The organism is Glaciimonas sp. PAMC28666, assembly GCF_016917355.1.
Classification (GTDB): Bacteria; Pseudomonadota; Gammaproteobacteria; order Burkholderiales; family Burkholderiaceae_D; genus Glaciimonas.
Genome location: NZ_CP070304.1, coordinates 2689238 through 2708329, shown reverse-complemented (window position 1 = coordinate 2708329; position 19092 = coordinate 2689238). Strand labels below are relative to the sequence as shown.

Below are 19092 nucleotides of genomic sequence, written 5' to 3'. Positions count from 1 at the left end.
GGCATCAGGACGCCCTACAGCGGGCCGGAATTTCGCCCTCCCCTGCACCTTGATTTTGAAAACCATGCACCCCACGCCCTCCCAGCCCCCTCCCTTTTGCCGTTTGAACCTGTACCGCGCCAAACCCACCACGCCTTCGGTCTTCATTAGATGCATTGGTGTTAACACACCGGAATATATCGCCCGCATCCCGCCCGGCGCGGTGCACGGGGCTGTTTTGCGCGCATTCGCGTGACGCAGTTTGATGCAGCTGGAAGGCGTAAATCGCTGCGGAAACAGAGACCCATGTATCGAACAGATAGTAAAACTAACCAGCTTATTTTTTATTTTCACTTCTAATACATAAATTTTCAAAAAAATGCTTAAAAATCAATACAAAAAAACTCTAAAAAGATAAGAAAATCATCTTTTTAGAGTTTCTATGTTAATTAATGCGGAAACGACCGGCAGTGTGAGCACACATGTTCAATCCGACCACGACGGAATCGAAAATATGCAATCACACGGACGGACTTTGGAAATTGGCATATAAGCATGACAAGTACCTTTCATCAGTTCGCTTGACCTTAATCAAGAACTTGATACTTGCAATGCAGCGAACTTTGAACTAAACTTCCGCTGCCTTAGTGAGGCAAGTATTACAAGAGAAAACCGGGGTCAAATCTCAGCTTTCTTTTACTTAAACGTCTAAAGAATTCCCGTTCTTTAGGCGTTTTTCATTTTCCAGATGAATATAATTTCAACTAATATTGTGCAGCTTCAAGTGAAACACCGCACTGCTTTACGATTTGATCTGCAGACATTCCCTGCACCAATTCACGCGGTATAAGCAGCTCACCTTGAAAGCATTTTGCTTGCCATTCAGGATCTTCACAGGTCTTAATTTCTCCCCCGAAATGTCGATGTAAGCTAGGGCATCTAGCATGCATTAAGTAATGTCCCGCCTCATGAGCAACAGTACCTCGATCACGTCCTTCTTCACGATATGCACGTTCATAAATATCATCTCGTATTTTGATTGTGACGCTATTTCCATCGCGTTCGGTCAATCCGTGCGAACTTCCCATCTCGTCCTTCTCAACTACCTGAAAAAAATATTCAAGGTCCATTCGCGTAAAAACTTGTTCAACAACTTCCAAAATGGGAAACCACATACAATTTGCGGCTCCCAATTGCCGCCTTAAATCAAATGCTAATTCACGAATTTCAACTCGGCGCATCGGAAGGGCTTTAAAATTATGCATTAGCTCTCCGTTCCTCGTTTTTTTACCGCAAACATTGTCCTTTTGATTAAATCCAATTGCTCGTCAGTTAGATCATTGAAAGTGCGTGCCAGAGCAACAGCCACTCCCCTACGTTCACCGCTTTGATTATTTAAATCAATCACCGCAGTTTTCTGCGATTGGTCAAAAGCTTGGTTTAAATCACGGCGCATCTCGGCAGATAGTTGGTAGGCAATATTAAGCAAACTCGGCCAAGTCGGAGGAATGCTTTTTTTGCCCGATTCGACTGCAGACAAAAATGCTGCAGACACACTCAATCTATCGGCCATGTCTTTGAGTAACTCGGTATGCATGTGGCGCAAATCCCTCAGATACTTTCCAAATATGGTAATCATTTACTGCTCCCGTAAGTAGAGGGATCATTACATCCCACGTAACCATTCTAGGTTAATTTTTTTAACCATGCAAGGTTAATTAACCTCTATTGGTTAATTAAAATTCTTACCTTTAAAAACTCCCCTTGCCCCGGTAATCTATTGCAATTTCAATCGCCCCCCGTTGCAGAAATACAAAAAAATTTACTTTTTCCTCTGTAGAAAAGTCAGGTTATACTTTTTAAAATTTACACATTACGATACAACTTGCTTGATTTAGACCGATGAAATCACATCTCCGCATAAAAAATCTTCCCCAGCATGCTAAACAACAAGGGCGATGGCGTTCCTAATCTGCAATTCGTGGCACCAATACCACGTCATGCGCCCTATAATGCAGGGCTAAATTAGTATCGCCCGCGGGGTTCTTGTACCTGCCTTGAAATAACAGGACAACATACCGGACAAGAATCTATACCGCGAACAGCGAATCCCAACAAAATCAATGGGTTAGAACAAATATGCTACTGATGATCGACAACTATGACTCCTTCACCTATAACCTGGTCCAATATTTCGGAGAACTGGGTGAAGATGTGCGCACCTTTCGCAACGACGAAATTTCGTTCGCTGAAATCGCGGCACTGAACCCGGACCGCATTTGTTTATCGCCCGGTCCTTGCAGCCCAAAAGAAGCGGGCATTTGCGTCGAATTACTTCAAAAACTAGGCGGCACGCTGCCAATCCTTGGGGTCTGCCTCGGGCATCAGGCAATTGGCGAAGCTTTTGGTGGTGAAGTCATCCGTGCCCAACAGGTAATGCACGGCAAGACTTCGCTTATTAACCATACCGGGGTCGGTGTGTTCAAGGATTTACCCAACCCATTTAATGTGACGCGTTATCACTCGTTGGCTATTGCACGCGCATCATTACCGGATTGTCTGGAAATCACGGCCTGGACTGATGATGGTGAGATCATGGGCGTGCGCCACAAGACACTTGATATCGAAGGCGTGCAATTCCATCCAGAGTCGATTTTGTCCGAACATGGCCATGCTTTGCTGAAGAATTTTCTGCAACGCTAACACTTAAGCGCGCATGCGCGATAGCGCGCCGCCATCAGTCGCTGATTCACTGGCGCTCTGCTTTACTTCAGTAAGCGAGCGCCAGTTTTACACTTGCAATGAGGATGCGATGGCGTTGATATCAAACGGTATCACAACCGGTATTACAACCGGTATTACAAACGATATTACAAACGCCATCCAGGTAAAGCCCCAAGAGGAATTCCATGCCGATTACTGACCAAGAAGCACTCCTGCGCTGCATTGAACATCGCGAAATTTTCCACGATGAAATGTTGCACCTGTTTCGCAAGATTATGAAAGGCGAAATGTCGCCCGTCATGATCGCGGCGTTAACCATGGGGTTGCGCGTCAAAAAAGAAACGATCGGCGAAATTGCCGCTGCCGCACAAGTAATGCGTGAATTTGCGACCCCCGTCCCCACCACAAATACCAGCAACCTGCTCGATATCGTCGGCACCGGCGGTGATGGTGCGCAGACATTCAACATTTCCACAGCCACCATGTTCGTCGCCGCCGCTGCGGGCGCAAGAATTGCAAAACACGGCGGCCGCAGCGTTTCATCGTCGTCCGGAAGCGCCGATGTGCTTGAGTCTCTGGGCGTCAATATCAACCTGACACCCGAACAAGTCTCGCGCTCCATCGATCAAACAGGCATTGGCTTCATGTTTGCGCCGAACCACCATGCCGCCATGAAACATGCCGCACCGGTGCGCAAGGAATTAGGTGTGCGCACCATTTTCAATATTTTAGGTCCACTCACCAATCCCGCTGGCGCACCAAATATTTTAATGGGTGTATTCCATTCTGACCTGGTTGGCATCCAGGTGCGCGTGTTGCAGCGTCTCGGCGCACAACGGGCGATAGTGGTCTGGGGCCGTGACAATATGGACGAAGTTTCTCTTGGCGCAGCAACGCTGGTAGGTGAATTGATCGATGGCGAAATTCGCGAATACGAAATACATCCCGAAGATTTCGGACTGCAAATGATCGCCAGCCGCAATTTGAAGGTCGCCAATTCGCATGAGTCAAAAGAAAAAATATTTGAAGCGCTTAATGATGTCCCCGGCCCGGCCCGCGATATCGTCGCACTCAACGCCGCCACCGCCCTGTATGCCGCGGGCGTGTCCCCCTCAATTGCCGATGGCTTGATCAAAGCACGCGAAGTGATGGCCTCGGGTGCCGCACGTCTCAAACTAGAGCAGTTTATCGCGGCGACGCAAGCACTTGGTGCCAACAACTGACAGCATTGATTAGCCTGCGCCGCGCATTCAAAATACAAAATGGAAACTCGCTATGTCCGATATATTAAATAAAATTCTCGACGTCAAGGCTGACGAAATCAGCGCCGCAAAAAAGCAGCGCGACCTTGCAAGCTTGAGACGTGAAGTTGAAACAGATACCGAAGCCCGCACGCATTTGCGTGGATTCGAGGCAGCTCTCAGAACAAAAATTGATGCTGGGAGTGCTGGTATCATCGCGGAAATAAAAAAAGCCTCGCCTTCCAAGGGGATTATTCGTGCGGATTTTCTCCCCGCCGATATTGCTGTCAGTTATGCTACGCATGGTGCTGCGTGTTTATCCGTGCTGACCGACGAGAAATTTTTTCAAGGTTCACCGGAATATCTTAAACAAGCGCGTGCGGCCTGCACGCTACCGGTCCTGCGCAAAGATTTTATGATCGATCCCTACCAGATTTATCAGGCCCGTCATTGGGGTGCGGATGCCATTTTGTTGATCGTCGCGGCCCTGGACCACGGCCTGATGGCGGAAATGGAAGCAATCGCGTTAGAGCTTGGGATGAGTGTACTGGTCGAAGTCCATAGCGCCGAGGAGCTAACCGCCGCGCTCAAATTGAAAACGGCATTGTTAGGCATCAATAACCGTAATTTGCGCACTTTTGAAACCACGCTGGAGAACACCCTGACGTTGCTGCCGCACATTCCGACCGACAGAATGATCGTCACCGAATCGGGCATTCGCACCGCAGAAGATGTGAAATTGATGCGCGACGCAAATGTGCACGCCTTCTTGATAGGCGAAACGTTTATGCGTGCGCCAGAGCCTGGCGTGGAGCTGGCGAATTTGTTTACAATGTAAAAAAGAAATTAACTCTCAGATAGGAGCAATGTAGAACAAGCGGATGTTTTCTTCCGGCGGGTACGCATTTTATTTCAAGCACGACACCCTGGCGTCATTAGCACGTAACAGGGGGCTTTTGAATTTAAATGGAGAACCTCATGGAATTCGACCTGGATTGGCCTATACCTGCGCATTTCGAAGTGGTCGCTACCGCTGCCCTTGCCGCACCCGACAATATCGTACCCTGCGTCGTCACCCTGATCGACGGGCGTCAAAAAGTCGGCGACCTGATACGTTTTGATCTCGACGCCTCGCAGCTGGAATTTCATCCTGAGCGAGCCGGTGAAAATGTTCGCATCGGCTTTTCCCATGTAAAAAGTGTTCGCCTGACCCATCCGATTACACTCAAACGACTTCCGCTGTCCTTAGCCGGAGGTTTGCTCGATGTACCGCCGATTCCTGTCAAACAAAAATGTGTGATCTCTTTCAAGGATGGTGAGCGGTTAATCGCCGATACCGTCGCGTTTGTGCCCCATAAGATGGGGATTTTTCTCTATCTTTCCAGCGTGGGCAACAGCGTCCTGCGGTGGTTTATTCCGGCCGAATCGATTGCCAATTATCAAATCGGCGACAAGCTGGGAAAAATACTGATCGATGAAAAACTCGTTTCTTCAGATGCCATCGATGCTGGACTAAAAAAACAAACCGAATTACGCGCAGCCAAATTAGGCGACTATTTGCAGCAGGACAATTTAGTGACGGAGCTGCAAGTTGAAACAGCCCTGCAAAGACAAAAAACGATACCGCATCTCAGACTTGGAGAAGCGCTGATTCAAGAACGCCTGATTACCGAAGAGCAACTCGCTCAAGCGCTGCAGCGACAGGCCTCGGATCGGAAAGTGCATTTAGGCGATATTCTGTGCGATATGGGCGTCATCAACAAAGACACCATTAAAAGAGTCCTCGCCCAAAAGTTGGGAATCCCTTTCGTGTCTTTGCTGAGGTTTGAGTTTGACATGGACCTGATAAAAAGGGTCCCAGGCGATCTGGTTCGGCGCTACAAAATCATGCCGCTCTACCGTGCGCAAACCCGGATGGTCGTCGCAATGGAAGACCCGCTTTCTTCAGATGCATTAAAGGCGCTAACCGTCTTCACCAAACACACGATCGATCCGGTTATGGCGTCCGAGGCCGATCTGGATTCAGTGATTTCAAAATTTTACGGCACGCGCGGTGATCGCCAGAACATTGCGGATTTTGTTTCCAAACTGGATGACAATAACGGTACGGTCACGAGTGCCCCTGCGGACGAAGTAATTACCGAATCCGATAACACCATGGTTCGGCTGGTGAATAAAATCATCCTGGATGCCTATGAACAAGGTGCCTCTGACATTCATATCGAAACGATGAAAGGCCATGAACCGACGCGCGTGAGATTTCGTAAAGACGGGACAATGAAGGACTACTCCGACATCCCGGCAAGCTTCCGGAATGCCTTAATTTCTCGTTTAAAAATCATGAGCCGTCTCGACATTTCCGAGAAGCGCCGGTCTCAAGACGGGAAAATGAACTTCGAACAATTTGGTCCCGCCAAAATCGAACTTCGCGTCGTTACCATGCCGACCACTGAAGGTCTGGAAGATATCGTCATGCGGATTTTGGCAGCGCCGCAGGCACTATCTTTAGATGCGTTAGGTTTGTCACCGATGGTGCTGGAAGGACTTCAAAGACTCGCCGTTAAACCACATGGCCTTTTATTTGTTTGCGGGCCAACCGGCTCCGGCAAAACCACTACATTACATTCGCTGGTCAGTTATATCAACACACCCGAACGAAAAATATGGACCGTGGAAGATCCGATTGAGATTACCCAAAAAGGTCTCCGACAAGTTCAGGTGCAAGCCAAAATTGACTGGACCTTTGCCACCATATTACGCAGCTTCTTGCGCGCCGATCCCGACGTGATCATGGTCGGAGAAACACGCGACCCGGAAACCGCCAGAACGGTCATCGAAGCGTCACTGACCGGCCATCTGGTGTTTTCAACCATGCATACCAACAGCGCCGTCGAAAGCGCAGTGCGATTACTGGATCTCGGTCTCGACCCATTCAATTTCGCCGATGCATTATTAGGCGTCGTCGGCCAGCGACTGACGCGCAAATTATGCCGCAACTGCTGCCAGACTTACGCGGCGACCGATGAGCAAATCGACATGCTAGCGTTCGAATATTGCTTCGAAACGACGCTCCAGGCCAGCGATGTTATTGCTGACTGGAATAAGCGCTATAAGGACGAAAATAATGTTGTCACATTAAGTAAAGCGGTCGGCTGCGAAAAATGCGATAAGAGCGGCTACAAAGGACGGCTTGGCGTGCACGAGTTATTGCTCAATAGTGCAGCGATCAAACAAAAAATTCATGCGAAAGCAAACGTTCCCGACATCCTGGCGACGGCCATGGGAGAAGGTATGCGCACCTTGAAACAAGATGGCATAGACAAAATATTCCAAGGCCTGACCGATTGGGAGCAAATCAGAATGCTTTAGCGCACAGCCAGTTACTTTTATGTGGATCGGAAAAAGGAAAATGGGGATGGCACAATTGTGCCATCCCCATTTTTTTGATGCAGGCGATGCATATAATCCAGAGCGCCATCGTCGGGCGATTGAATGAAACCACACGAATGAAACCACACTCAACCGCCCTCTTCCTGCGTACCAAGCGGTTTTAACCGTTCAGCAATTTCATACTGCTCTCCGTGTAGCGGGTGCCGCTCGCGACGCCAATAGGAAAGATCGCATCAAGTTCGGCCATCTGGCTGGCGCTCACCTGCAAACTGACCGCCTTCACATTCTCTTCCAGATAAGCGCGCCGTTTGGTGCCCGGGATCGGAACGATATCATTCCCTTGCGCCAATACCCAAGCCAATGCGAGTTGCCCCGGCGTACACCCGTTGCGTGCGGCAAGTTCTTTTACTTTATCGACCAACAACAAATTTTTAGCAAAATTTTCGCCCTGAAAACGCGGGTTGCTGCGACGATAGTCATCTTCGGCAAACTGGTCCGGCGCGGTAATCGCGCCGGTCAAAAATCCGCGTCCCAACGGGCTGTACGGAACAAAACCAATACCGAGTTTGCGACAGGTTGCCAGCACGCCTTGTTCCGGATCTCGCGTCCAAAGAGAATATTCACTTTGAAGCGCAGTGATAGGATGAACTTTATGCGCGCGCTCTACCGTTTCCGAAGAAGCTTCAGACAAACCGATATAGCGTATCTTCCCGGCTTTCACCAGATCGGCCAACGTTCCTACCGTATCTTCGATGGGCGTATTTGGATCAATCCGGTGCTGGTAATAGAGATCAATCGTCTCAACCTGCAAACGCTTAAGACTGCCCTCGACTGCACGCCGAATATACTCAGGACTGCCGTTGACTCCTCGGGCGTTCACGTCCGTACTATCGCGTACAAACCCGAATTTGGTCGCAATAAACACCTGATCGCGTTTACCCTTAATCGCCTTGGCGATTAGTTCTTCATTGGTGTACGGACCGTACATATCGGCGGTATCGAGATAATTAATTCCCAGCTCGAGGGCGCGATGGATCGTGGCGATTGATTCCACATCATCTCGATTGGCATAAAAATCGCTCATACCCATGCAACCCAGGCCGATAGTCGATACGGTCGGCCCGTTCGCGCCCAATTGGCGGGCGGGCATCGATCCGTTGGCGGTCGTATTGGTTGTGCTAGTTGTGCTCATGTCTATGTTCCTTCTCAAAAGTGTTAATCACGGGTCGCGCAGTGAAGGTCTTTTCAATATCGGCATACATCGCAATTTTTTTGTACATCACACTCAAATTGCTTTTTAAGTCCGCCAGTGTCGCTTCCAATGACAGTGTGTGCTGCTCTAGTAACGCCTTGCGTTCAGACACGCTTTCCTGTTGATTGCCCGTTCTGCGCAATTCTGCATATCGCAACATTTTTCGAATCGGCAAACCGGTAGAACGGAGTTTTAACAGAAAACCGATCCAAAGAATGTCTTCGTCACGGTAAAGCCGGTGTTTATTGTCTTGCCGGGGTATCGGGTCGATCAAACCAATGCGCTCGTAATAGCGCAGCGTGTGCGCGGTCAAACCGGTTGCCGTTGCCGCTTGTTGAATCGTCAGGGAAGATGTCATGATATCGAGTGTAGTTGTTAGAGTGCGCTCGAAGTCAAGCGCGTTCAAACATTTTCCAGACTCAATCAGAGGATGGGCGCAAAATCGGTCTGGGTCGGTCGAAAGCAACTATGTTGAAAGCGATAGCGTCTCTTAATCGTGCTCACCAGAGACGGCTACCGAGCAACTTAGCAGGAGGAATAGGTACTTAACTTTAAAAACCGAAACGTCATGTCGCGACGTTCGGTCGCATCATGCATTATGGCGCGACTTGTAATACCGGGCGGACCATAATTTCTTCCACCAGCACGTTCCCTGGTTGCGCAAATGCATACACCAGCGCCTGAGCGATGTTTTCGGAGGTTAAGGCGTCGAGTTGCTCGCGTCGCTCATTTAAAGCCGTGCTGACGTTCTCACCAAACTCCGTCCACACTGCGCCAGGCTCAATGACTGTCACCCGGATACGCTCCGGACCAAGTTCTTTACGCAATGCATCGTGGAAACCGACTACCGCGTATTTGGTGGCGCTATACACCGACCAATTTGCCACGCCGTAACGGCCGCCGACGCTCGATACCGAGCAGATCATGGCCCCTTCGCGGCCGCGTAAATACGGGATCGCCGACTGGGTACAATGCAATACCCCGTACAAATTTGCATCGATCATTTGTTTCCAGTCCTCCGGTTGACTGGTCTCAAATTTCGCATGAATACCCAAACCGGCGTTATTGAAAAGCAAATCAAGCCCACCGAATTTTTGGCCCACATAGTCAAACAACGCCCGCACCTGAACGATATCGGCCACGTCGGCTTCCACGATGGAGGCTGCATCGCCCAACTCCGCAGCTAACGCCTCAAGGCGTTCACGGCGGCGGGCGACCAGCACAACGTGCATCCCTTCCTCTACCAAAAGACGGGCCGCAGCCTCGCCAATACCGCTTGAGGCACCGGTCACGACCGCGACCTTACCTGTCAGGTCTTGCATTTTCATAACATTCCTAATGATGGCTAAGACGCCTTTAATTTTACGTTAATTAGCGTCTTGCTTTTTGAAAGCACGGATTCATCAAGGATGAAGCGTGACCGTCTTCCGATATTAGCCTGCAAACCTGCCATCTTTTGATACTTCGGTCGCTCCTCGCGCACCTTTATAAAGCATCAACGTGGCAAGCAGCCCGCACACCGCAGCGAAGCTCATCCAATACGCCGGTGCAGCCTTGTCGCCCGTGACTTGTATCAGGAAGGTCGAGACTGCCGGCGTGGAGCCACCAAAGACGGCGGTCGCCAAACTAAACGCCAGCGAGAAGCCCGCCACGCGCACATTGACCGGCATCACTTCCGTTAGCGCTGCCACCATTGCGCCGTTATAGACACCGAAGAAAAACGAATACCATAACAGTACGATCAGCATGCGCCCAAAGCTAGGCGCGCTGACGAGCCATGACAAGGTGGGGTAAGCCGTAAAAATAGCCAAAATAGTAATGGCAATCAAAATCGGCCGACGCCCGATACGGTCCGACAATGCACCACCGATTGGCAGCCAGATAAAATTCGAAATCCCGACGCAAAGCGTGACCAGAAGACTATCCGCGGTGCTGAGTTTGAGCACTGAGCGCCCAAACGTCGGCGTGTAAACGGTAATCAGATAGAACGTGGTCGTGGTCATTGCCACCAACAAGGTTCCGGCAAATACTGTGCGCCAGTTTTCCACCATCGAGCGAAATACTTCGCGTGTGCTCGGGTGGTGCTTGCGGGCGCTAAATTCGGCGGTTTCCTGCAAAGACTGACGCAGGAAAAAGATAAACGGCACAATCGCGCAGCCGATAAAGAAAGGAATCCGCCAGCCCCAGTCAGCAATGGCCGATGCCGACATCCAGGTATTCAATCCGAAACCAAGTCCGGCGGCCACCACGATAGCGACTTGCTGACTAGCGGATTGCCAGCTCGTATAAAAACCCTTGTTACCGGGAGTCGCCATTTCGGACAGATAAACCGACACGCCCCCAAGTTCCGCACCAGCAGAAAACCCCTGCAGCAAACGCCCGATGAGCACCAACAATGGCGCAATCAGTCCGATGGTGGCATAGCCAGGCACGCAAGCAATAAGGATGGTACCGCTGGCCATAATTGCCAGCGTCACGATCAATCCCTTGCGACGTCCGACTTTGTCGATATAGGCACCCAGCACAATTGCCCCAACCGGGCGCATCAGAAATCCGGCACCAAAGACGGCGAAAGTCAGCATCAGCGAAGCAAACTCACTACCGGCAGGGAAAAACGTTTTGGCAATTTGTGAAGCGTAGAAACCGAATAAAAAGAAATCGAATTGCTCGAGAAAATTTCCACTGGTGACGCGCAAAACCGCGCCCCATTTTGAGGATGATTGTCCCGTTACGTCGGTTGACAGCACGGTCATGACTTGTCTCCTGAAAAGGATGTTGAATAATTTTTATTTATATTTCTGGCGTAGTAAAACGTGCATTCTGCATGCCAGATAGCCCGCGCATATCCTGATAATGCGTCAATCATCGCCGGTGTGCAGCTTGCTTGGTTGCCGCTTTTCAATTGCCCACTTAAGCAGCGCGGCGCTGCGATAAATCCCATGGGCAAACTTACCGTAAGGCATTGTCAAAAACAGGGCCATGACCACGCCGAGGTGCACTGCCAGCAGCAATGCCATGGCACCGGTATCACGCCAGCCCAGCAGCGCCAGACCAGTCGCGCTAGTGAGCAAAAGCAGCGCAATAAAACCGCGGTCCATCGGCTTTTGCGCCTGATCGCCATGCATTGGATGACGTCGCAGATTAAGCCATAGCAGCCCGGCCGGTCCGATCAATAATCCGATCCCACCCGCAACGCCAAGCAAAACTGGCAAGCTGAACAAAGGATAAGGTGCATGCATAGCGCCAAAATAATGATAGAGCGTCGCCACGCTGGTAGCCGCAAAACAGAGCATGAAACCGTAAAAAGTAAAATGATGGAAGCGCCGTCGCCACAACGTAAATGCATCGTCGGCGTTGTTACAACCTTCCCCGTGCCCGCCGCCCAGATAGGTCAACTTCAGCACGTCGCTGGTCGCCTCTGCCACGGCAACACCCGAAGCAGGGCCCGGTGATTCAGAGCGCCAGAAGTGCCGCACGCCGATTCCCAGCGCCAACATCGCAAACAGAAACACAGCACCAAACATCAAAGCCAAGGTATTGTGCGGAAATATGGCGTAAAAATTTCCCTGCAATGGCGTCAATAAAAGGGTCCCGCGCAAAGCCATCGTCAGAGCAAGAAACAACGCGAGCGCACCAGCGGTGGCGAGCGCCAGCGTTAAGCCGTTGCGTTGATACAATACTCCCAACCCGGGTGGCCACGCGTAATCGGTATAGGTCTGCAAACGGACTTCCGCCATCGCCTTCGGCACGTTGACCGCAAACTCATGCGGCAACGCGTACTGACATGCATGAAGGCAAGCGCCACAGTTATGACATAAATTGGCGAGAAAATGGATATCGGATTTACCGAATTCAAGACGTCGCGCCATAGCCGGAAAAACCGGACAAAATCCTTCGCAATACCGACATGAATTACAGATCGTCATGACGCGATCCACTTCAAGCTCGTTGGCAGCCAGCCCCCGCGCCTCATTGATCAACCCTTCAAGCGTCTCCATTGCGCACTTTCTCTTCGGTATTCTTTTGCTGCGTTGAAAATCCAGCGGCTTTGGCCGCTTCCGTGCCAGCGATACGTCCGAATGCGGTACCAATCGCCATTCCCACGCCCGCTGTATATCCCTTACCGAGCACGTTACCGGCCATCATTTCACCAGCGACGAACAAATTCGAACTTGGCTTGCCGCCAAAATGCACGGTTGAACGCGCGTCAACTTTCAACCCAAGATAAGTAAATGTGATACCCGGCCGCAGCGCATAAGCATAAAACGGCGGCTTGTCGATGGGCTGCGCCCAATGGGTTTTCGGCGGGGTCAAACCTTCGGTATGACAATCGTCCAGGATGCCGTGATCAAACGTCCCCACCCGACACGCAGCGTTGTACTCTTCTATCGTACGCACAAACGTCTCCGGATCGAGGCCCACCAACGTTGCCAGCTCGTGCAATGTATTCGCTTTAGTGCCCGGAAAAACCGGTGGCATAAAGCGCCCTATCGCTTTCGAATCAATCACGGAATAGCCAATTTGTCCCGGTTGATGCGCCACCAGACGGCCCCAAATGGCGTAGCGCTTAGGCCAGAAATCTTCGCCTTCATCATAAAACCGCTTCGCATCGCGATTCAACATAACCCCAAGTGATACGCAATCGATACGGGTACAAATGCCGCCATCATAAAGAGGGGCGCGCGCATCAATCGCCACGCAGTGCGACTGCGATGGATCGCCGATCATATCCGCGCCCGCGTCACGCATGAACTTCAACAACACCCCCATGTTGAAACGCGTACCACGAATCAGAAAATTATCCGCAACCCATTCGCCATTTATCTGCCCCCACGCTTCCCGCAACCATTCGCGGTTCGACTCGAAACCGCCAGCCGCCAACACGCAACTGCGCGCCTCAATGCGCTCGGTGCCGATCCGTGCTGCAAGAAACCGGCCCTCGCTATCAATATCGAGCGCATCCACGGCGGCGTCATAACGGATCGTGATGCCCAATTTTTCGGCGCTGCGATAGTAGGCGTTGACCAGTGCCTTGCCGCCGCCCATGAAGAACGCGTTAGTACGCGCCACGTGCAGCGTGCCAGAGATAGGTGCCTGAAAATGGACCCCATGACTGCGCATCCAATCGCGGCACGTGGCCGATGCGCGGATCGTCAGTCGGGCCAGCTTTTCGTCCGTCAGGCCGCCGGTGACTTTCAAGAGATCCTGCCAATATTCCTCTTCAGGATACGCATCGATCAACACGTCCTGCGGCGCATCATGCATACAGCGTAAATTACGGGTATGTTGCGAATTTCCGCCGCGCCATTCGCGCGGGGCCGATTCCAGAAGCAGGACGGATGCGCCCTGTTCGCGCGCCATCAGCGCCGCGCACAAAGCAGCGTTACCGCCGCCGATTACCAATACATCGAACATTAAGATTGTCTCCCACTATTTGCTGCACTATAGCGGCCCAGGTCTTCACGCACTAGCGGCCAATCGCACAACAGGACTTCACTATTTGTGAATAGTCGCTCCCGGCCAGCGGCCTTCAGCCACAAGGGAACGCGTCACGTCGGCCAACACCACGCGGGCCGCCAGACCTGAAGGCGATAATTCATTGTCCGACAAGCTGACCAACATATTGGCGCGGCGCGCATGCATGTCAGAGATATGCACTGCTGTCAGCGATTCCGCATCGCCCCGTGCCAGCGCAGCACCGGGTTGAATCGTCGCACCGAAACCGGCACGGACGGCATCCATTAACATTGCCAGACCATCGATTTCCGCAACAATACGCGGCGTGCATTTGGCACGTGCGAACGCGGCGTTGAGCAACGAACGCAATCCATGCGGCCCGCTAGGAAGAATCAACGGCAAGTTGGCAAGCTGTGACAGGCGCACCGCTTTACCTGTCGGAATGTCGGCAAGGTCACTGCCGCCAATCACAAACAAACGCTCTTCCAACAGCGGCATCACACTCCAGCGCTGCGCCGGATCCGCATGGAACAAAATAGCCAGATCGATTTGCCGGGCGGTCAGCATGGTCGTCAGATGGCCCGACAAACTCTCCACCATATGCAACCGCACGTCGGGATAGCGCTCCCGCATCGCCCGCATAAAGGCCAGCCCGAGCACACCGCTCGTACTCGGTGCCATTCCCACGCTGACGTGGCCCGACAAACGCGCTTGTTGTGCGGCGCGCGCCGCATCATCCACATGCCGTAGCGCCAGTTGCGCCTGATGCATGAAAGCAAGTCCGGCATCGGTCGGCGTGACACCGCTCGACGTGCGCTGCAATAAACGGGTCGACAATTCGCTTTCGAGGCGGCTTATTTGCTGGCTGAGCGCAGAAGTGACAACGCCTAACTCACGAGCGGCGCGGCCCATACTGCCTTGTTCAACCACGCGCACGAAATAGCGTAACTGCCGAAGTTCCATAGCGAGGTCCAAAAATAGAGGGTTTTGACATTGCCATCAAGACGTTGACGAGCGACCCGCGGCGCGGTCAACGATTCAGCTGCATTGATGGTCGAAGATAGGTGCGGCTATTCTGCACGCTTTTTAAAAAATCCGCGTGCTATAAGGTAAAAAATAAGTGGATTATCGAAAAGGAGGATGGCAGATTGAAGGAACGTCGTCCGCTATTGAACAGCGAAGCAAGAACACGTAACAGGAAATAGCGCCGCCACAAACCCTTGCGGCATCCGGCGGCGCTCCACCTTTATCTAAATTAACTGAATGAACTCCTCACACCGCGGTGTACGGTTACACCACGGTTAAGCCCACATTTTTACATGTTAGGTTTGATATTTTCATCCAGAAAGCCCTGCACCGCCTGAAACAATTGCATGCGGTTTTTCTCCATGATGATGGTATGCGTGCCTTCACCAATTTCAACGTAGCGCTTATAAGGGACGTTCGTCAACTTGGCATAATAGGCATGCAACATATAGCTTGGAAGATCTGCGTCCCACTCTGCATGAACCAAAAATGTCGGTACCGTAATCAAACCGGGATCGTACAACGGCTTGCCGACCGACCAAAATTCACGCGAATCTTGCACCGTGCCGTTTGGTGCACGCAAGACTGGCTTAGTCTGGCTTGCACCCACCGCATCTGTCGCCCACGTGGCTTTTGCCCACTGTTCATACCAACCGGCTGGGATCAACGTCTCTTTTTTATTTTCCGGAACGCCGGTGAGCCAACGCTGCTTGGCAGAGTCCACCGACACCGAACGATACGCGCCCAGTTTGCCACCCGAATCGGTCAGCGAAGCGTCGTTGCGCAACCATTGCGGCGCATACAGGACAAGCTTATTAACCTTGTCGTTATTTTGTGACGTGTACCAACCCATAGTGCTGGTGCCCCAGGACCATCCCAGCAAATCAAGCTTGGGCGATCCCGTACGCTTGAGAATAAAATCGACTGCTGCGCTGACGTCCTTCACCGCCGTTTCGGTACGCACCAAAGGATCGTTCAACTCCGCTGCTTGCGACATTTCCGGTGGTCGTGTTGAACGTCCGTAACCCCGCAGATCGACCATATAAACATCGTAACCATGCTGCGCGATATAGTCCATCCAGGACATGCCGTTCAGCTTTAAGTCAAACGCTGTTTCTGATGGATAGGTTGAACCGTGGACATACAAAAGAATTTTATTTGGTCCAAACTTTTTGATGCCTTGCAAATGTTTATTGCGTACATACAGTTGAATGCCAGGGTCGGCAGACGGCACCATGAACTCCTGCATGACAATCTTTTCCGAACCTGCTGCGGCAGCGATGCCCGCACAGGCGATCAACAACAGGCCCATTACGGCCTTTACGAACAACTTCATTTTTGTCCCCTTTAATTATTATGGTTATTGCAAAGCCAGTATCACACGTTTCCGAAGATATTCTTGCTCTAGTCGCAAATTCAGCATAATCAACGCCAAGTTATATGCTCACCTGACAAACATACAAAGCCCTTTCAACGCCCTTTTTCTGGAAAAGGTAAGGCCTTATCCGCTGCCACCGATTCCTCTCCGAGACTAAGCAACATGGCAACGGTAACGTACGTGCCAGTGACAGCCACCAGATCAACCAGCTGCTGCTCCCCTAAAATCGCCTTGGCACGATTGAACAACGCGTCGCTAATTTCATGCTGCTGACTCATCGTCATACAGACGTCGTACACCACTTCTTCATCCGGTTGCATTCCCCGCGGGCGAATATTTGCCTTGAGATCCGCCGCCACCGAAGCGGGCAAACCGGCTTTGATTGCCAACGGATAATGCGCAAACCACTCCACTTGCGAAGTCCATAAACGTCCCTGAATCAGAATCGCGAATTCATTCAGGCGCTTGGGTAACGAAGTCTCAAAACGCAAATAATCCAGTAGCCGCTTCATGCGTTCAGCAAACACCGGACTGCGCAACATAATGTTGTAAGGACCGGACAAACCAACGCTCGATATCGCAACGATTTCCTGTGCCAACACTTTCGACTGCGGTGAAATGTTTTCCATCGTCAGTTGTGGAAAGCGTTTTGGTTGATCGACGTTTTGGGTCTGAGCGAGAGCCGACGCGGGCATGCCACCCGCTGCAAACACCAACGCACACGATGCAAAGATGAAACGTTTAAACGCAATAATTCTGGACATGCTTGTCTCCCCGGAGTGTTTAATTGTGATTTTTTATTTTAATATCGTCACTGCAACGGCAAGAAGTGCGCGTTGCAAAAACGCTAATGACTGTAGCAGAAAGTAGGCAAGAGGGTGCGGCGCAGGCGCAATGGCGTGCAGTGGGAGGCTATAGCATTTACATTTAATTGGCCAATACCGCACCGATTCATTTAAATCGTAGGTGCCTTGTTTTGCTGATGAGCGGTAGGGAAATTGCAAACAACAAATGGTCTGCGGAAGGAAAATTAACTTTCGAGCGTCGCCCCTCTTGTTGCATTCTTTGATGCGCTTCCATCCAGCTTGGCGCAAGCTCAGAGGCTTGATTCCAGTGCACGACAGAAGCTTCGTCGCACCACTTAAGAAGCTTTGGCATGACCTGCCGATGCGCACCATTGGTCATAAAGAGCCGCATGGCGGACTCGCTCTGCCATACCGTGATGGTCCAGAAAGTATTTTTTTTATCGCGCAACAGCGTGACCTCAACACTTCCCTCCGCACGCGCCGCCTGCATGGAAGATCGCAAAGCAAAAATGAAGAAAAACGGCAAATAGCGCATGGACCTGACGCGCAAACGTGTGACCGATACAAACGCCATCTTCTTTTCCTATCATTTTCTAATGACAAACCAACCAACGTTCAGTGTCGGAGATATTGCCAGACAAGGACATTGCGCGCAATCAGGCCAAAAAGAAAATCGGGATACCAACCTGCGCGCAATGTTTAATTGGCCGCCCTTATTCCGCGCCCTTGCCGGTGCGGTCAGGAAGGTCATCAATCCGATCCGCAGCACGGTCGCCCAGCATCTGTGCCGATGTCAAAGCCAGCCGCAGCAGTCGGTCCGTGTCCGAAATATTCAGCATCGGAATCGTATCGTTATCACGATCCATGGTGCTGAAATGGGCCAGATCAACACAGGTCTGGATGCCGTGGCAGATATCCTTTGTCATGGCATAAAATTGTGCGGCGGGGTCTGTTTTGTACTCGTCAGGCAGCCATGAAAATGACTGATGGAGCGCGTCTGGTATCGGCGACGGTGTTGGCTTGATCATGATTGCAACTCCCAAACGGGGCAACGGACCGCACCGAAAAAGCGGGCCACGGAACGCACCACATGCGCGCTCAGGGCTGAAACTTCTTTGGCTTTTATCGCCACAAAACGGGATGGAAAAATTAATGATAAACGGACGTGATTAGACGCGATGCTGCTCGGCATAGTTGGTTCCTTTTTCGGTTAAACCGCTTCCACTGTCAAATGGGGTGGGCGGCAAATAACAGGGTTGACAGACTGGCGAAAAAGGAAAACCAGCAAGCCCGAAGGCTTCCCCGCCATCGCCGCCCTTTGAGGGCGAACCGAGGCAGACACACATAAAAATACCGCATGGCGCGGTATGTGCGCTTTTCCATTCAGGCTGTCAAACCAGTTCCTCTTTTTCTCGAGGACCATCAAACGATAGCGGAGTTTCCCCGCGAGCGCAACTGTAAAAAAAACCGGAAGCCTTGTCATGTAAGCTTATGTTACGCGTGTCGTCCGAAGTAAAGACCGCTGCTACCATTGCGGCACGGGCATCCGGCACGGGCTTGCGCCGGTGGCCAATGCAAAGCATTGGCACACCCCGCACCGCGGATGGCATCGCGGTTGGCAATAAATCGGTAAACCGGAACCAGGAGGCGGCGGTGTTTGCCGCCTTCGCAACATTGGCTCCCCGCGCCCCGTCGGCCGCCGCGCTCACGGGCGGATAACAACCCGCTACCGAATGCGTTAATCGTTCTTCATAGCGCAACATGCACAGCATGGCTGCCGATATCTCCCCGATATCTCCCCGTTATGCCGTTAAAAAAAGAATCGCACCTGCCGTGCGT

Annotated in this window: 18 protein-coding genes; 5 read left to right on the top strand and 13 right to left on the bottom strand. The window is 51.5% G+C overall.

Features of this window, described 5'->3' with window-relative positions:
* Positions 1-743 precede the first annotated feature (743 nt).
* Both JQN73_RS11530 and JQN73_RS11525 read right to left on the bottom strand, forming a co-directional pair.
* Positions 744-1244 (bottom strand): ImmA/IrrE family metallo-endopeptidase, encoded by a 501-nt coding sequence (locus JQN73_RS11530; RefSeq protein WP_205318941.1) that lies wholly within the window; start codon positions 1242-1244, stop codon positions 744-746.
* Positions 1244-1618 (bottom strand): helix-turn-helix domain-containing protein, encoded by a 375-nt coding sequence (locus JQN73_RS11525; protein ID WP_205318940.1) that lies wholly within the window; start codon positions 1616-1618, stop codon positions 1244-1246. Before JQN73_RS11525 ends, JQN73_RS11530 begins: the two co-directional genes overlap by 1 nt.
* 500 nt (positions 1619-2118) lie before the next feature.
* On the opposite strand from JQN73_RS11525, the gene JQN73_RS11520 reads away from it, so the two are divergent.
* From JQN73_RS11520 to JQN73_RS11505, 4 genes are all read left to right on the top strand, one after another.
* Complete coding sequence (locus JQN73_RS11520) at positions 2119-2682, top strand: aminodeoxychorismate/anthranilate synthase component II (protein ID WP_205318939.1); 564 nt, start codon at positions 2119-2121, stop codon at positions 2680-2682.
* A 206-nt stretch (positions 2683-2888) separates the two neighbouring features.
* Positions 2889-3926, top strand: coding sequence for an anthranilate phosphoribosyltransferase (gene trpD, locus JQN73_RS11515; protein WP_205318938.1), 1038 nt, complete (start codon positions 2889-2891; stop codon positions 3924-3926).
* Positions 3927-3978: 52 nt separating this feature from the next.
* On the top strand, positions 3979-4782 hold the full coding sequence (gene trpC, locus JQN73_RS11510) for an indole-3-glycerol phosphate synthase TrpC (protein ID WP_205318937.1): 804 nt from the start codon (positions 3979-3981) through the stop codon (positions 4780-4782).
* A 140-nt stretch (positions 4783-4922) separates the two neighbouring features.
* On the top strand, positions 4923-7313 hold the full coding sequence (locus JQN73_RS11505) for a GspE/PulE family protein (RefSeq protein ID WP_205318936.1): 2391 nt from the start codon (positions 4923-4925) through the stop codon (positions 7311-7313).
* A 181-nt stretch (positions 7314-7494) separates the two neighbouring features.
* Here JQN73_RS11505 and JQN73_RS11500 read toward each other — a convergent pair whose 3' ends face one another.
* From JQN73_RS11500 to JQN73_RS11450, 11 genes are all read right to left on the bottom strand, one after another.
* A complete protein-coding gene (locus JQN73_RS11500) occupies positions 7495-8526 on the bottom strand; it encodes an aldo/keto reductase (RefSeq protein ID WP_240162238.1) in 1032 nt (343 codons plus the stop codon).
* Positions 8513-8992, bottom strand: a complete 480-nt coding sequence (locus JQN73_RS11495) for a MerR family transcriptional regulator (protein ID WP_370551233.1) — start codon at positions 8990-8992, stop codon at positions 8513-8515. The genes JQN73_RS11500 and JQN73_RS11495 overlap by 14 nt, the downstream gene beginning before the upstream one ends.
* Before the next feature lie 190 nt (positions 8993-9182).
* On the bottom strand, positions 9183-9914 hold the full coding sequence (locus tag JQN73_RS11490; protein ID WP_205318935.1) for an SDR family oxidoreductase: 732 nt from the start codon (positions 9912-9914) through the stop codon (positions 9183-9185).
* A gap of 105 nt (positions 9915-10019) precedes the next feature.
* Positions 10020-11339 carry an MFS transporter gene (locus JQN73_RS11485; RefSeq protein WP_205318934.1) on the bottom strand — a complete coding sequence of 440 codons (1320 nt, stop codon included), beginning with the start codon at positions 11337-11339 and terminating at the stop codon, positions 10020-10022.
* Between the two features lie 105 nt (positions 11340-11444).
* Positions 11445-12584 carry a tricarballylate utilization 4Fe-4S protein TcuB gene (gene tcuB, locus JQN73_RS11480; RefSeq protein ID WP_205318933.1) on the bottom strand — a complete coding sequence of 380 codons (1140 nt, stop codon included), beginning with the start codon at positions 12582-12584 and terminating at the stop codon, positions 11445-11447.
* A complete protein-coding gene (tcuA, locus tag JQN73_RS11475; protein ID WP_205318932.1) occupies positions 12571-14001 on the bottom strand; it encodes an FAD-dependent tricarballylate dehydrogenase TcuA in 1431 nt (476 codons plus the stop codon). The genes tcuB and tcuA overlap by 14 nt, the downstream gene beginning before the upstream one ends.
* A gap of 81 nt (positions 14002-14082) precedes the next feature.
* Positions 14083-15006, bottom strand: a complete 924-nt coding sequence (locus JQN73_RS11470) for a LysR substrate-binding domain-containing protein (protein ID WP_205318931.1) — start codon at positions 15004-15006, stop codon at positions 14083-14085.
* A 352-nt stretch (positions 15007-15358) separates the two neighbouring features.
* Positions 15359-16405: an alpha/beta hydrolase gene (locus JQN73_RS11465; protein WP_205318930.1), complete on the bottom strand. Its 1047-nt coding sequence runs from the start codon at positions 16403-16405 to the stop codon at positions 15359-15361.
* 134 nt (positions 16406-16539) lie between these two features.
* The gene (locus JQN73_RS11460; RefSeq protein ID WP_240162237.1) at positions 16540-17211 is read right to left on the bottom strand and encodes a carboxymuconolactone decarboxylase family protein; all 672 of its coding nucleotides are present in this window, start codon (positions 17209-17211) and stop codon (positions 16540-16542) included.
* Positions 17212-17398: 187 nt separating this feature from the next.
* The gene (locus JQN73_RS11455) at positions 17399-17827 is read right to left on the bottom strand and encodes a DUF3291 domain-containing protein (protein ID WP_205318929.1); all 429 of its coding nucleotides are present in this window, start codon (positions 17825-17827) and stop codon (positions 17399-17401) included.
* A 139-nt stretch (positions 17828-17966) separates the two neighbouring features.
* Positions 17967-18281: a hypothetical protein gene (locus JQN73_RS11450; RefSeq protein WP_205318928.1), complete on the bottom strand. Its 315-nt coding sequence runs from the start codon at positions 18279-18281 to the stop codon at positions 17967-17969.
* 448 nt (positions 18282-18729) lie between these two features.
* On the opposite strand from JQN73_RS11450, the gene JQN73_RS11445 reads away from it, so the two are divergent.
* On the top strand, positions 18730-18972 hold the full coding sequence (locus tag JQN73_RS11445) for a hypothetical protein (protein ID WP_205318927.1): 243 nt from the start codon (positions 18730-18732) through the stop codon (positions 18970-18972).
* Positions 18973-19092: the final 120 nt, after the last annotated feature.

Excerpts from the sequence above, each read along its gene's own strand:
- JQN73_RS11525 (WP_205318940.1), bottom strand. The coding sequence starts at position 1,618 with ATGATTACCATATTTGGAAAGTATCTGAGGGATTTGCGCCACATGCAT.
- JQN73_RS11490 (WP_205318935.1), bottom strand. The coding sequence starts at position 9,914 with ATGAAAATGCAAGACCTGACAGGTAAGGTCGCGGTCGTGACCGGTGCC.
- JQN73_RS11450 (WP_205318928.1), bottom strand. The coding sequence starts at position 18,281 with ATGATCAAGCCAACACCGTCGCCGATACCAGACGCGCTCCATCAGTCA.
- trpC (WP_205318937.1), top strand. The coding sequence starts at position 3,979 with ATGTCCGATATATTAAATAAAATTCTCGACGTCAAGGCTGACGAAATC.
- JQN73_RS11465 (WP_205318930.1), bottom strand. The coding sequence starts at position 16,405 with ATGAAGTTGTTCGTAAAGGCCGTAATGGGCCTGTTGTTGATCGCCTGT.
- trpD (WP_205318938.1), top strand. The coding sequence starts at position 2,889 with ATGCCGATTACTGACCAAGAAGCACTCCTGCGCTGCATTGAACATCGC.
- JQN73_RS11470 (WP_205318931.1), bottom strand. The coding sequence starts at position 15,006 with ATGGAACTTCGGCAGTTACGCTATTTCGTGCGCGTGGTTGAACAAGGC.
- JQN73_RS11500 (WP_240162238.1), bottom strand. The coding sequence starts at position 8,526 with ATGAGCACAACTAGCACAACCAATACGACCGCCAACGGATCGATGCCC.
- JQN73_RS11485 (WP_205318934.1), bottom strand. The coding sequence starts at position 11,339 with ATGACCGTGCTGTCAACCGACGTAACGGGACAATCATCCTCAAAATGG.
- tcuB (WP_205318933.1), bottom strand. The coding sequence starts at position 12,584 with ATGGAGACGCTTGAAGGGTTGATCAATGAGGCGCGGGGGCTGGCTGCC.
- JQN73_RS11460 (WP_240162237.1), bottom strand. The coding sequence starts at position 17,211 with ATGTCCAGAATTATTGCGTTTAAACGTTTCATCTTTGCATCGTGTGCG.
- tcuA (WP_205318932.1), bottom strand. The coding sequence starts at position 14,001 with ATGTTCGATGTATTGGTAATCGGCGGCGGTAACGCTGCTTTGTGCGCG.
- JQN73_RS11505 (WP_205318936.1), top strand. The coding sequence starts at position 4,923 with ATGGAATTCGACCTGGATTGGCCTATACCTGCGCATTTCGAAGTGGTC.
- JQN73_RS11455 (WP_205318929.1), bottom strand. The coding sequence starts at position 17,827 with ATGGCGTTTGTATCGGTCACACGTTTGCGCGTCAGGTCCATGCGCTAT.
- JQN73_RS11530 (WP_205318941.1), bottom strand. The coding sequence starts at position 1,244 with ATGCATAATTTTAAAGCCCTTCCGATGCGCCGAGTTGAAATTCGTGAA.
- JQN73_RS11520 (WP_205318939.1), top strand. The coding sequence starts at position 2,119 with ATGCTACTGATGATCGACAACTATGACTCCTTCACCTATAACCTGGTC.